This is a genomic window from Pseudomonas sp. 1L-B-1-E-C1 (assembly GCF_057291835.1).
On sequence record NZ_JBXAWN010000025.1, the window covers coordinates 1 to 15,590 of the forward strand.

Below are 15,590 nucleotides of genomic sequence, written 5' to 3' on the forward strand. Positions count from 1 at the left end.
GGGGATATTCGAGAAATACACCGACGTGAGCGATTCGTTTTGAATCCATGATCGACCCGGTTTTTCAGGTCGATGCAAGGCGCCAGACACCTCGGTCGGCCCCCTCTCCCTCCGGGAGAGGGCTGGGGTGAGGGTAAGCTTTTGATCTTGGCTGGATCAGATCAACCCGCCCTCATCCTCATCGATCAACTGGCTCAACCCGCCCAGCGCTTCACGCGCCTGGGTGCGGTCCATCAGTTTGGCCTGGGCCGCCGCCGGCAGGTCGGTGACGCGGATCACGCCTTTCTGGGTCAGCACCTGAATCAGGTCGTCGAGTACCCGAATCATTTCAAAGTCGCTCTGCTTGAGCTGTCTGAGGCTGTTTTCCACGGCTTCGTTGGCGTACCACGCCTGAATCTCATGGTTGTCGGCGGGCAGCGTTTCCGTGGCCTCGGCGTACGCCGCAGCTTCCACGCGAACCAACTGGCCTTGCGCATCGCGTTGCACGTAAAACATTGAGCATCCCTCACAAATGAACAGCGTCATGCTGTCAGCAGCATAGCCAACTGCGCGCCAGTATGCGGGGCGCCGATGAAATCGTCACCGCTGCATTGCCGGCAAACGCGACGGCCACCTCAGCGGAGGCGGCCGTTTTTGTTTCAGCCTCAGCTGTTGTTGTGATCGACCTTGATGGTCGGGTCGCTGCCGGCAATCAGGTTGTGCAGGTTGGCGCTCGCCCAGTTGTTGCCTTCCAGTTTGATCGTCACGTCCGGCGTCGCCGCAGCGGCATCGCCCGAGTTGAATTTGCCCGCCGAGCTGACTTGCAGCGACGACGTGCCATCGACCGTGGTGATTTTCAGGAAGTTGTCGATGGTGCTGCCGGTCTCGCCCTGCAACAGGTCGCGCAGGTCGATGCGGTCGCCTTCGCTGGCTTTGAAATCCTTGATCACGTCGTTACCGGTGTCGCCCGATTTCCAGACGAAAGTGTCACCACCGGAACCGCCGATGAGGATGTCGTTGCCCCGACCGCCGATCAGCGTGTCGTTGCCGCTGCCACCGAGCAGGATGTCGTTGCCCTTGCCGCCGTCGAGCAGGTCGTTGCCGCCGGAGCCGAACAGGATGTCATTGCCTGCGCCACCGAGCAGCGTGTCGTTACCGTCGTGTGCGCCGGACACATCGAACGCCTGATAGTGCTCGGTGATGTACTGGTGCACGTTGCTGGTGCTGACTTTGCTTACTTCGACGCCGGTTTCCTTGGCGACGAACGCCTGCATCGCCTGGTAACCCTCGCCGGCAATGCCGTTGAAGCTCACCAGATCGCCGAACAGGATGTCGTTGCCTTCGCCACCGTTGACGGTGTCGCTACCGGGCAGCGTCGCTTCGGTATGGCCGATGATCGAGTTGGCCAGGTCTTTCGGATCGATGTTGGTCTGCGGCGTTTTATCCGAATCGTACGGTTTCAGGTCATCAAGAGTGACGCCGCTGTTCAGACCGATGGCTTCAACGTTCGACAGGCCGCTGAGCAAGGCAAAGCCGCTGGCCGAGTTGCTGCTCGTAGAAGAGTTGGTGCTGTTACCGGTACCTGCCAGGTTCGACAACTCGTAAGTGCCGTCGCCCTGCGCATGGATGGTGCCCAGGTTGCTGCTGCTCCAGCCCCACCATGAGCTGTAGGTCTGCAGAGTCACGGTGCCGGCACTGTTGATCGTCAACGCATGGGTGTTGTCGATGTAGGTGCTGAAGGTGTCGCCCGGCTTGTAGTTGCTGGTTTTCACCACGTCATCGAGCTTCACGTTGCCATAAAGCGTCGGGTTGGTTTGCTCACCGCTCTGGTAGTAGGTCGGCTGGCCGTCGGTGATGAAGTAGGTGAGGTTCTTCGCCCCGGTGTTGGCCACGGCATCGGCACTCTGGAACCAGTTGGCCGTGGTCTTGAACACGTCCTCGTAGTTGGTGCCGCCGCCGGAGCCCATCGAGTCCAGCACGGCTTTGAGTTGCGCCAGCGCGTTCGGGTCGTTGAGGTTCACCGACACCGACTTGTTGACCTGGGTATCGAAGTCCACCAGGAAGATGTTCACCGTGCCCGAGTTGCTGCCGCCCAGGCTTTGCTTGAGGCTGTTGAACACCGAAGTCAGCGAGTCCTTCGCGGCATTGAGCGATGCAGCGCTCATGCTTCCAGAGCTGTCGACCATGAACGCAATGTTGTAGTTGGTGCCCGGGACCACGGTCAGGCCGCCGATGTCAGCGACGATGATGTCGTTGCCGTCGGTGCCGGTGACGGTGTCGTCACCCGAGGTGGCGGTGACCGCGTTGTACACCGCCGGCACTACCGTCACCGGAATGGTCGCGGTGCTGCTCGCCGAGCCGCCGACCTGTTCAGTAGAGGTCGAAGTCACGGTCAGGTTGAACTGGCCGTTGTAGTAGGTCGGCGGGGTCACGGTCAGAGAACCGAGGTTCCAGCCGGTGACATTGGCTTCGCCATTGTTCGCGGTAACGGTGAAGGTATGACCCGAGCCATCGCTGAGCACCGAACCGACCGGTGCGCCGCTGATCTTCACGCTCAGGGTTTCCGAGCCGTCGGTGTCGGTCAGCGCGGTGCTGATCGCCGACAGTTTCACCGTGGTGCCTTCGGCGCCGGTGTTGAGCTTGTAGCCGTCGTAATAACCTTCGCCATTAGCGCCGTGCAGATCCGAGACAGTGACGCCCGAGTTGATCAGATCCTGCACACCAGTGTAGATCGGCACGCCAGCGTTGCTCAGGTCGATGGGCGTGCTGCCGTTGACCGACAGGTTGACGTCGTAGCTGCCCGGGCCGCTCTGGTTGTGGTGGTAGATGTCGAGGGTGTAGTAGCCGCTGGTGGTCGGGGTGAATGAACCATTGATCGCACCGCCCGCGCCCCAGGTACCCGAAGCCACGCTCTTGCCGCCGATGGTGATCAGCAGGCTGTCATCGGCGATGCCGCTGAAGCTGTAGGTCTTGCCGGCTTCCAGGTAAATCAGGCCAGAGGTCTTCGACGCCGTACCGGCGGCGACGCTGCCGTCGGACTGTACGTTGTTGACGTTGGTGCTGGAATTCGGTTTGCCGGCCGCGTCGATGACGTTTTTCAGGGTGGTCGAGGTCGCGCCACTGCCGTCAGTGCCCAGGCCCGACAGACCGGTCCAGACTTCCTTGATCAGGCCAGTGGATTTAACGCTGTTGTCGGCCACGGCCACGGTCGGTGCATCCGCCACTGGCGTGATGTCGATCTTCACGGTGCCGGTGTTGCCCAGCAGTTGGCCGTCGGTAGGCTGGAACTTGATCTGCGCGTAGTCCGCCTGATTGTTGCCCAGACCGGTGCCGCCGTAACCGTTGGTCCCTGACTCGTTGGCGTCCGGCAGGAAGCGCAGCTTGCCGGCATCGATATCGGCCTTGCTGAAGGTCTGGTTGTTGGCCACGTCTTTCCAGGTCGAACCGTCCAGATACTGCAGTTTGCCCTCGCCCGGCAGCTGAGTGATCTTGATCCCGAGGCTGCTCGCCGGACTGTCGACATCGCTGACGCCGAAGGTCGACCAGCCGAGGACCAGCGGCGTGTCTTCAGTGCCGGTGACGTTGCTCGGCGCGGCGACCGGTGCATCGTTGACCGCCACCACGTTGACCGTGGTGGTCGCGGTGTTCGAGTAGTTGCCACCGTCGGTCACCGTCACGGTAATGACGCGCGGCACGGTACTCGGGTTTTCACTGCTGTTGGTGAAGTTGATGTTCTTGATGGCCTGCATGTAATCGGCCAGGGTCGCGTTACCCGACAGGGTCAGGGTCACCGTGCCGTTGGTGCTGTTGGCATTGATGGTGATGCCGTTGACGCTGTTGCCCAGATTCAGCGCATCGCCGTCCTGACGGTTGGTCAGCACCACGGTGGCACCGGTGAGCATGGTGCTGTCCGGATCGGTGATGCTGAGGTCGGTGTCAGCGATCGACACGCCGGCGCCCGGGGTGTTCTCAGTGAACGTCACTTTGTAATCGGCACCGGTCGCGCCGCTGGAGTTGTTGGCGTCCAGATCGAGCACCGGTGGCGCATCGTTGTCGATGATCGAAGTACTGACGCTGCCATTGGTGCTGCTGACCGCGAGGTTCTCGAAGTTGCCGCCAGTAGCCGAATCGATCTTGACCACGAAGTTCTCGGTGCCTTCGGTGATCTTGTCATCGAGGGTGGCGACGTTGAACTGCGCGCTGCTGGCGCCCGCCGGAATCTTCACGGTGTACACACCGGTGAAATCCGAACCGTCGGCAGCGGTGCCGCTGTAGACGATTTTCAGGGTCACTTCGGTCTGCGCCGGGTGATTGAGGCTGACGGTGTAGCTGGCGGTCTGGCCCTCGGCCACCGAGCTGCTGCCACTGATGCTGACGGTAGTGGTGTCGACAGTGTCGGTGACGCTGGTCATCGCCGGCGTGCTGCTCGGTACCAGATTTTCGAAGTTGCCACCGGTGGCGCTGGTGATCGTTGCCTGTACCGAGCCGGCGTCCTTGTAGACGTCGTCGGCGGGTGCTGGAACGTTCACGGTGCCGATGGTTTCGCCTGCTTTGATGGTGATGACAGCGCCGTTGCTCAGGGTCACGGTGACCGGCGAGCCGGCCGGATTGGTCAGCGTGGCGGTGTAAGTGATCTGGCCACCTTCGGCTACCGAGCCGGTCGCGCTGAGCGACAGGTTGGTGGTGTCGACGGTATCGGTCACGGTGGTGCTGACCGGAGTCTTATCGGCAACGAGGTTTTCGAAGTTGCCACCGCTGACGTTGGTAATCGAGTTGGTCAGCGGAGAGTTGCCGGTCAGCGCATCGTTCGGTGCGATGGCAGTTACGGTGCCGGTGGTCTGGCCGACCGCGATAGTGATGTTCTGGCCGTTGGCCAACGTCACGACAACTGGCGAACCGGTGACGGGCGCGCCGACGGTTGCGGTGTAGACGACATTGCCGCCTTCGGCCGCTGTGGCGGTTGCGCTCAATTTTACGGTGGTGGTGTCGATCGTGTCAGTGACGCTGGTCACTGCTGGCGTGGTGCTTGGTACCAGGTTTTCGAAGTTGCCACCGGTCGCGGTTTTGATCGTGGCCTGCACGGAACCGGAGTCTTTGTAGACGTCGTCGGACGGTGCCGGGACGGTCACATTACCGCTGGTTTCGCCTGCCTTGATGGTAATCACGGCGCCGTTCGACAGGGTCACGGTCACTGGCGAGCCTGCGGCGTTGGTCAACGTCGCGGTGTACGTAATCTGGCCACCCTCGGCTACCGAGCCGGTCGCCGACAACGACAGGTTGGTGGTGTCGACGGTGTCGGTCACGGTGGTGCTGACCGGAGTCTTGTCGGCGACCAGATTTTCGAAATTGCCACCGCTGACGTTGGTGATCGCATTGGTGATCGGCGCGTGGCCGGTCAATGCATCGTTCGAAGCAACAGCGGTTGCAGTGCCGGTAGTTTGGCCGACGCCGATGGTGATGGTTTGGCCATTGGCCAAAGTCACGACGACAGGCGAGCCGGTGACCGGAGCGCCAACCGTGGCGGTGTAGGTCACGGTGCCGCCTTCAGCAACCGAGGTATCGGCGGTCAATTTGACCGTCGACATGTCGATGGTGTCGGTGACAGTCGTCACCGCTGGAGCAGTGCTCGGAACGAGGTTCTCGAAGTTGCCACCGGTAGCGCTGGTGATCGTCGCCTGCACGGAACCGGCATCTTTATAGACGTCATCGGACGGTGCCGGAACGGTCGCAGTGCCGGTGGTTTCCCCAGCCTTGATGGTAATCACGGCGCCGTTCGACAGGGTCACGGTCACAGGCGAGCCAGCGGCGTTGGTCAACGTCGCGGTGTACGTAATCTGGCCACCCTCGGCTACCGAGCCGGTCGCCGACAACGACAGGTTGGTGGTGTCGATGGTGTCGGTCACGGTGGTGCTGACCGGAGTCTTGTCGGCGGCGAGGTTTTCGAAGTTGCCGCCGCTGACGTTGGTGATGGCGTTGGTGATCGGAGCGTGACCGGTCAGTGCATCGTTCGAAGCAACAACGGTTGCAGTGCCGGTAGTCTGGCCGACGCCGATGGTGATGGTCTGGCCGTTGGCCAGAGTCACGACGACAGGCGAACCGGTAACTGGCGCACCGACCGTGGCGGTGTAAGTCACAGTGCCGCCTTCAGCAACCGAGGTATCGGCGGTCAATTTGACTGTCGAAGTATCGATGGTGTCAGTGACTGTCGTCACGGCCGGAACAGTGCTCGGCACCAGGTTTTCGAAGTTGCCACCGGTCGCGGTTTTGATCGTGGCCTGCACCGAGCCGGCATCTTTGTAGACGTCATCGGACGGTGCCGGAACGGTCGCAGTGCCGGTGGTTTCCCCAGCCTTGATGGTAATCACGGCGCCGTTCGACAGGGTCACGGTCACTGGCGAGCCTGCGGCGTTGGTCAATGTCGCGGTGTAGGTGATCTGACCACCTTCGGCTACCGAGCCAGTCGCCGACAGCGACAGGTTGGTGTTGTCGACGGTGTCGGTCACGGCGGTGCTGACCGGAGTCTTGTCGGCGACCAGATTTTCGAAGTTGCCACCGCTGACGTTGGTGATCGCATTGGTGATCGGAGCGTGACCGGTCAGTGCATCGTTCGAAGCAACAACGGTTGCAGTGCCGGTAGTTTGACCGACGCCGATGGTGATGGTCTGGCCGTTGGCCAAAGTCACGACCACAGGCGAACCAGTGACCGGAGCGCCAACTGTCGCGGTGTAAGTCACAGTGCCGCCTTCAGCCACCGAAGTATCGGCGGTCAGTTTGACGGTCGAGGTGTCGATGGTGTCGGTGACTTGGGTGATCGCTGGCGTAGTGCTCGGAACGAGGTTCTCGAAGTTGCCACCGGTAGCGCTGGTGATCGTCGCCTGCACGGAACCGGCATCTTTGTAGACGTCATCGGACGGTGCCGGAACGGTCGCAGTGCCGGTGGTTTCGCCAGCCTTGATGGTGATCACGGCACCGTTCGACAGGGTCACGGTCACAGGCGAGCCAGCGGCGTTGGTCAGCGTAGCGGTGTAAACAATCGAGCCACCCTCGGCCACAGAACCTGTCGCGCTCAGCGACAGGTTAGTGGTGTCGGCAACGTCCGTGACAGAAGTCGAAACCGGAGTTTTGTCCGGCACGAGATTTTCAAAATTACCGCCGGTTACGCCAGTGATCGAGTTGGTGATTGGAGCGTTGCCGGTCAGCGCATCGTTCGCAGCAACAGCGGTTGCAGTGCCAGTAGTCTGGCCGACGCCGATGGTGATGGTCTGGCCGTTGGCCAGAGTCACGACGACAGGCGAGCCGGTAACCGGAGCGCCAACCGTGGCGGTGTAAGTCACAGTGCCGCCTTCAGCAACCGAGGTATCGGCGGTCAATTTGACCGTCGACGTGTCGATGGTGTCGGTGACTGTCGTCACGGCTGGAGCAGTGCTCGGAACGAGGTTCTCGAAGTTGCCACCGGTAGCGCTGGTGATCGTCGCCTGCACGGAACCGGCATCTTTGTAGACGTCATCGGACGGTGCCGGAACGGTCGCAGTGCCGGTGGTTTCGCCTGCCTTGATTGTGATCACGGCACCGTTCGACAAGGTCACAGTCACTGGCGAGCCTGCAGCGTTGGTCAGTGTCGCGGTGTACGTAATCTGACCGCCCTCAGCAACAGAACCGGTCGCACTCAGCGACAGGTTAGTGGTGTCGGCAACGTCTGTGACAGAAGTCGAAACCGGAGTTTTATCCGCCACCAGATTTTCGAAGTTACCGCCGGTTACCCCAGTGATCGAGTTAGTGATTGGAGCGTTGCCGGTCAGCGCATCGTTCGCAGTAACAGCAGTTGCAGTGCCAGTAGTCTGACCGACGCCGATGGTGATGGTCTGGCCGTTGGCCAGAGTTACCACAACTGGCGAGCCGGTGACCGGAGCGCCAACCGTAGCGGTGTAAGTCACGGTGCCGCCTTCAGCGACCGAAGTATCGGCGGTCAATTTGACCGTCGAAGTGTCGATGGTGTCGGTGACTTGAGTGACGGCTGGCGTGGTGCTCGGAACAAGGTTCTCGAAATTGCCACCGGTGGCGCCGGTGATCGTCGCCTGGACAGAACCAGCGTCCTTGTACACGTCATCGGAGGGTGCCGGAACGGTCACATTGCCGGTGGTTTCACCAGCCTTGATGGTGATTACGGCGCCGTTCGACAAAGTCACGGTCACAGGCGAGCCAGCGGCGTTTGTCAGCGTAGCGGTGTACGTGATCTGACCACCTTCAGCCACAGAACCTGTCGCACTCAGCGACAGATTGGTGGTGTCGGCAACGTCTGTGACGGAGGTCGAAACCGGGGTTTTGTCCGCCACCAGATTTTCGAAATTACCGCCGCTTACGCCAGTGATCGAGTTGGTCAGCGGAGCGTTGCCGGTCAGCGCATCGTTCGGCGCGGTAAAGGTTGCGGTGCCTGTGGTCTGGCCAACAGCGATGGTGATGTTCTGACCATTGGCCAGAGTCACGACGACAGGCGAGCCGGTGACCGGAGCGCCAACCGTGGCGGTGTAAGTCACGGTGCCGCCCTCAGCAACCGAAGTATCGGCCGTCAGTTTGACGGTCGAAGTATCGATGGTGTCAGTGACTGTAGTGACTGCTGGCGTGGTGCTCGGCACCAGGTTCTCGAAATTGCCACCGGTGGCGCTGGTGATCGTCGCCTGGACGGAGCCGGCGTCTTTGTAGACGTCATCAGAAGGTGCAGGAACGGTCGCAGTGCCGGTGGTTTCGCCTGCTTTGATGGTGATGACAGCGCCGTTCGACAAGGTCACAGTCACTGGCGAGCCTGCAGCGTTGGTCAGTGTCGCGGTGTATGTAATCTGACCGCCCTCAGCAACAGAACCGGTCGCACTCAGCGACAGGTTAGTGGTGTCGGCAACGTCTGTGACAGAAGTCGAAACCGGAGTTTTGTCCGCCACGAGATTTTCAAAATTACCGCCGGTTACGCCACTGATCGAGTTAGTGATTGGAGCGTTGCCGGTCAGCGCATCGTTCGAAGCAACAGCGGTTGCAGTGCCAGTAGTCTGACCGACGCCGATGGTGATGGTCTGGCCGTTGGCCAGAGTTACCACAACTGGTGAGCCAGTAACTGGCGCACCAACGGTGGCGGTGTAAGTCACGGTTCCGCCTTCAGCGACCGAGGTATCGGCGGTCAATTTGACCGTCGAAGTATCGATGGTGTCGGTGACTTGAGTGACGGCTGGCGTGGTGCTCGGAACAAGGTTCTCGAAATTGCCACCGGTAGCGCCGGTGATCGTTGCCTGGACGGAGCCGGCGTCTTTGTAGACGTCGTCGGACGGTGCTGGGACGGTCACATTGCCGGTGGTTTCGCCTGCCTTGATGGTGATCACTGCGCCGTTCGACAAGGTCACGGTCACAGGCGAGCCTGCGGCGTTGGTCAATGTAGCGGTGTAAACAATCGAGCCACCCTCGGCCACGGAACCTGTCGCGCTCAGGGACAGACTCGTGGTGTCGACGGTGTCGGTCACGGTGGTGCTGACCGGAGTCTTGTCGGCGACGAGGTTTTCGAAGTTGCCACCGCTGACGTTGGTGATCGCATTGGTGATCGGCGCGTGGCCGGTCAATGCATCGTTCGAAGCAACAGCGGTTGCAGTGCCGGTAGTCTGACCGACGCCGATGGTGATGGTCTGGCCGTTGGCCAGAGTCACGACGACAGGCGAACCGGTAACCGGAGCGCCGACGGTTGCGGTGTAGACGACGTTGCCGCCTTCGGCCGTTTCAGCGGTTGCGCTCAGTTTTACGGTGGTGGTGTCGATGGTGTCAGTGACGCTGGTCACTGCTGGCGTGGTGCTCGGCACCAGGTTTTCGAAGTTGCCACCGGTGGCGGTTTTGATCGTGGCCTGCACGGAGCCGGCGTCTTTGTAGACGTCGTCGGACGGTGCCGGGACGGTCACATTGCCGGTGGTTTCACCAGCCTTGATGGTGATTACGGCGCCGTTCGACAAAGTCACGGTCACAGGCGAGCCAGCGGCGTTTGTCAGCGTAGCGGTGTACGTGATCTGACCACCTTCAGCCACAGAACCTGTCGCACTCAGCGACAGATTGGTGGTGTCGGCAACGTCTGTGACGGAGGTCGAAACCGGGGTTTTGTCCGCCACCAGATTTTCGAAATTACCGCCGGTTACCCCAGTGATCGAGTTGGTGATCGGAGCGTTGCCGGTCAGCGCATCGTTCGGTGCGGTGAAGGTCGCAGTGCCGGAAGTCTGGCCTACCGCGATAGTGATGTTCTGACCGTTGGCCAGAGTCACGACCACAGGCGAGCCAGTAACAGGCGCGCCGACGGTGGCGGTGTAAGTCACGGTGCCGCCTTCAGCCACCGAAGTATCAGCCGTCAGTTTGACGGTCGAGGTGTCGATGGTGTCGGTGACATTGGTCACGGCTGGAACCGAGCTCGGCACCAGGTTTTCGAAGTTGCCGCCCGTAGCACTGTCGATGGTCACTTCGACTTTGCCGGCGTCTTTGTAGACGTCATCGGCAGGTGCCGCAACGGTCACGGTGCCAGTGGTTTTACCCGCGTCGATGGTGATCGTGGCGCCGTTCGACAGGGTCACGGTCACCGGTGTGCCGGCCGGATTGGTCAGCGTCGCGGTGTAGGTGATCTGCCCGCCTTCGGCGACCGAATCGCTCGCGGTCAGGTTCAGGTTGGTGGTGTCGGCAACGTCTGTGACGGAGGTCGAAACCGGGGTTTTGTCCGCCACCAGATTTTCGAAATTACCGCCGCTTACGCCAGTGATCGAGTTGGTCAGCGGAGCGTTGCCGGTCAGCGCATCGTTCGGTGCGGTGAAGGTCGCAGTGCCGGAAGTCTGGCCTACCGCGATGGTGATGTTCTGACCATTGGCCAGAGTCACGACGACAGGCGAGCCAGTAACTGGCGCACCAACCGTGGCGGTGTAAGTCACGGTGCCGCCTTCAGCCACCGAAGTATCAGCCGTCAGTTTGACGGTCGAGGTGTCGATGGTGTCGGTGACATTGGTCACGGCTGGAACCGAGCTCGGCACCAGGTTTTCGAAGTTGCCGCCCGTAGCACTGTCGATGGTCACTTCGACTTTGCCGGCGTCTTTGTAGACGTCATCGGCAGGTGCCGCAACGGTCACGGTGCCAGTGGTTTTACCCGCGTCGATGGTGATCGTGGCGCCGTTCGACAGGGTCACGGTCACCGGTGTGCCGGCCGGATTGGTCAGCGTCGCGGTGTAGGTGATCTGCCCGCCTTCGGCGACCGAATCGCTCGCGGTCAGGTTCAGGTTGGTGGTGTCGGTGGTGTCCGATACCACGGTGTCGGCGGACTTGCCGTCGACCACCAGTTTTTCGTAATTGCCGCCCGTGGCGCCATCGATGGTCACGCTCAACGAGCTGCCGCCCGCCAATGGGCTGTTCGGCGCGACGTAGTTGACGCTGCCGGTGGTTTCGCCGACCGCGATGGTGATGGTCTGGCCATTGGACAGGCTGACGATCACCGGTGAACCGGTCACTGGCGCGCCCACGGTCGCGGTGTAGACCACGGTTTCGCCTTCGGCGACGTTCGCGGTGGCGCTCAGCGATACTGTGGAGGTATCGATGGTGTCGTTGACCGTGGTCACCGCTGGCGCTGTGCTGGTGACGAGTTTTTCGAAGTTACCGCCCGTTGCGCTCTGGATGGTTGCTTCAACGCTGCCCGCGTCTTTGTAGACGTCGTCTTTCGGTGCATCGACAGTCACGGTGCCAGTGGTTTTGCCGGCGTCGATGGTGATCGTCGCGCCATTGCTCAAGGTTACGGTGACCGGTGTGCCGGCGGCGTTGCTCAGGGTCGCGGTATAGGTGATCTGGCCGCCTTCGTTCACCGCACCGGTCGCGCTGAGCGACAGGTTGGTGGTGTCGACGGTGTCGGTCACGGTGGTGCTGACCGGGGTCTGGTCGGCAACGAGATTTTCGAAGTTGCCGCCGCTGACATTGGTGATCGAGTTGGTCAGCGGCGCGTGGCCGGCGAGGACGTCGTTCGGCGCGGTGGTGCTCACGCTGCCGCTGGTCTTGCCGACTTCGATGGTGATGTTCTGACCGTTGGCCAGGGTCACGACCACAGGCGAACCGGTGACCGGCGCGCCAACCGTGGCGGTGTAGGTGACCGTGCCGCCTTCGGCCGCTGTCTCGGTGGCAGTCAGTTTGACCGTCGAGGTGTCGACGGTGTCGGTGACATCGGTGACCGCTGGCGTGGTGCTTGGCACCAGGTTTTCAAAGTTGCCGCCGGTGGCATCCTTGATCGTGACTTCAACTTTGCCGGCGTCTTTGTAGACGTCATCGGCAGGTGCCGGAACGGTGACGGTGCCGCTGGTTTTGCCGGCCTCGATGGTGATCACCGCGCCGTTGCTCAGATTCACGGTAACCGGGGTGCCGGCCGGGTTGCTCAGGGTCGCGGTGTAGACAATCGAACCGCCCTCGGCTACGGCGCCGGTCGCGGACAACGACAGGTTGGTGGTATCGGCGACGTCAGTCACCGAGGTCACCGCCGGGGTTTTATCAGCGATGAGATTTTCGTAATTGCCACCGCTGGCCCCGTCGATTTTCACGCTCAGGGTGTTGCCGCCGGCCTGTGCATCGTTCGGCGCGGTGAAGTTGACGCTGGCACTGCTGGCGCCGACCGGAATGGTGATGGTCTGGCCGTTGGACAGAGTGACTACTACCGGCGAACCAGTGACCGGTGCGGTCACCGAAGCGGTGTAGACGACCACGCCGCCTTCTACCGCGCTGGCGCTGGCGGTCAGCGAAACGGTGCTGTTGTCGATGGTGTCGGTAACATTGGTGACTGCCGGGGTCTTGTCGACCACCAGGTTTTCAAAGTTGCCACCGCTGGTCTTGGTGATGCTCGCATCGACCTTGCCGGCGTCCTTGTATACGTCATCGGCGGGCGCGGCGACGGTTGCGCTGCCGGTGCTCGCACCCTTGGCAATGTTGATCACCGCGCCGTTGCTCAGGGTCACGGTCATGGCGGAGCCGGCCGGATTGCTCAGGGTTGCGGTGTAGACGATCGAGCCGCCCTCGGCAACGCTGCCGGTGGCGCTCAGGCTGATACCGGTAGTGTCGACGGCGTCGGTGACTTTGGTCACCACAGCCGAACGATCGGCCTCGACGCGCTCGAAATTGCCGCCGCTGTGGCTGGCGATTGCCGTCCGCACGTTGCTGCCATCGATGTACGGAGTGTTGGCGGGCGCCGGGAAATTCACCGAGCCGCTGGTAGCACCGGCAGCGATGTTGATTACTGCGCCGTTGGCCAGGGTCACGGTCATGGCCGAGCCGGCGGGGTTGCTCAGGGTGGCGGTATAGGTGATCTGGCCACCTTCGCTGACGGTATCGCTGGCAGTCAGGGTCAGCGCGGTTGTGTCGACGGTATCGTTGACTGTGGTGCTGACCGGAGTCTTGCTGACGTCGAGCTTTTCGAAGTTGCCGCCGCTGGCATCGGTCATGGTCACGGTGAGCTTGCTGACATCCTTGTAGACGTCATCGCTCGGTGCGGCAATCGTCACCGAACCGCTGGTCTTGCCCGCTTCGATGGTGATGGTCTGGCCGTTGCTCAGGTTGACGGTGACCGGGGTCTGCGCGGCGTTGGTCAGCGTTGCGGTGTAAGTGATCGAAGCGCCTTCGAGCACATAGCTTTCCGCGCTGAGGGTCAGGTGCGTGGTGTTGACGGTGTCGGCAACGTTGGTCACCGCTGGCGTCGGATTGGGCACCAGGCTTTCGAAGTTGCCACCGGTGGCGTCCTTGATGGTCACTTCGACTTTGCCGGCGTCTTTGTAGACGTCATCGGCAGGTGCCGGAACGGTCACGGTGCCGGTGGTCTTGCCCGCTTCAATGGTGATGACCGAGCCGTTGCTCAGATTGACGGTTACCGGGGTGCCGGCCGGGTTGCTCAGCGTCGCGGTGTAGGTGATCTGTCCGCCTTCGTTGACATTGCCGGTGGCAGTCAGCGCGACGCTGGTGGTGTCGACGGTGTCGGTCACGGTGGTGCTGATCGGAGTCTTGTCGGCGACCAGATTTTCGAAGTTGCCGCCGCTGACGTTGGTGATCGAGTTGGTCAGTGGTGCGTGACCGATCTGCACGTCATTCGATACCGGGGCGGTGACGCTACCGGTGGTCTGGCCCACGGCGATGGTGATGCTCTGGCCGTTGGCCAGGGTCACGACAACAGGCGAGCCGGTGACGGGCGCGCCGACAGTGGCGGTGTAGGTGACGGTGCCGCCTTCCGCGACAGAAGTGTCGGCGGTCAATTTGACCGTCGAGGTATCGATGGTGTCGGTGACTTGAGTGACCGCTGGCGTGGAGCTCGGAACGAGGTTCTCGAAATTGCCGCCGGTGGCACTGGTGATGGTTGCCTGCACGGAACCGGCGTCTTTGTAGACGTCGTCGGACGGAGCCGGGAAGGTCACATTACCGCTGGTTTCGCCAGCCTTGATGGTGATCACGGCACCGTTGGACAAGGTCACGGTCACTGGCGAGCCCGCAGCATTGGTCAAGCTCGCGGTGTAAGTGATCTGGCCGCCTTCAGCGACGGAAGCGGTCGCACTCAGCGACAGATTGGTGGTGTCGGCAACGTCGGTGACGGTGGTCGAAACTGGAGTTTTGTCCGCAACCAGATTTTCGAAGTTACCGCCGGTGACGCCAGTGATCGAGTTGGTCAGCGGAGCGTTGCCGGTCAAGGCATCGTTCGGTGCAGTGTAGGTGATGGAACCAGTGGTCTGGCCGACGGCGATGGTGATGTTCTGACCGTTGGCCAACGTCACGACCACAGGCGAGCCGGTGACTGGCGCGCCGACGGTGGCGGTGTAAGTGACAGTTCCGCCCTCGGCAACCGCGGTGTCAGCGGTCAGTTTCACGGTCGAGGTATCGACGGTGTCGGTGATTTCGGTCACCGCCGGGGTGGTGCTCGGGACCAGATTTTCGAAGTTGCCGCCGGTGGCGTCCTTGATGCTGACTTCAACTTGACCGGCGTCTTTGTAGACGTCATCGGCAGGGGCTGGAAGGGTCACGGTGCCGGTGGTTTTGCCGGCATCGATGGTGATCACCGAGCCGTTGCTCAGGGTCACGGTTACCGGCGTGCCAGCCGGATTCGTCAGCGTGGCGGTGTAGGTGATCTGGCCACCCTCGGCCACAGTGCCGGTGGCGCTGAGGCTCAGGCCGGTGTTGTCGACCGAATCGGTGATCGTAGTGACGGCTGGCGTGTTGCTTGGCACCAGGTTTTCGAAATTGCCACCGGTAGCGCCAGTAATCGTAGTGCTGACGGTGCTGCCGTTGTTGTAAACGTCATTGGCCGCAGTCGGCACGTTGACGGTGCCGACGGTTTCGCCGGCGGCAATGGTAATGGTCGAACCGTTGGACAGAGTCACGGTCACCGGGGTTTGCGCCGGGTTGGTCAGGGTCGCGGTGTAAGTGATCTGACCGCCTTCAACAATGTTGTTGGTCGCGGTCAGAGTCAGGCCAGTGTTGTCGACCGAGTCGGTGATCGTAGTGACTGCTGGCGTGTTGCTTGGCACCAGGTTTTCGAAATTGCCACCGGTAGCGCCAGTAATCGTAGTGCTGACGGTGCTGCCGTTGTTGTAAACGTCATTGGC

General features: G+C 61.5%; 2 protein-coding genes. Both read right to left on the reverse strand.

Annotated features, from left to right (window positions below; all coding sequences use genetic code 11):
• Positions 1-156: 156 nt before the first annotated feature.
• Positions 157-495, reverse strand: a complete 339-nt coding sequence (locus AC0Z4S_RS26370; protein ID WP_471878401.1) for a tryptophan synthase subunit beta — start codon at positions 493-495, stop codon at positions 157-159.
• A gap of 149 nt (positions 496-644) precedes the next feature.
• Positions 645-15,590: beta strand repeat-containing protein (locus tag AC0Z4S_RS26375; RefSeq protein ID WP_485625098.1), on the reverse strand; the 14,946-nt coding region annotated here is incomplete at its 5' end.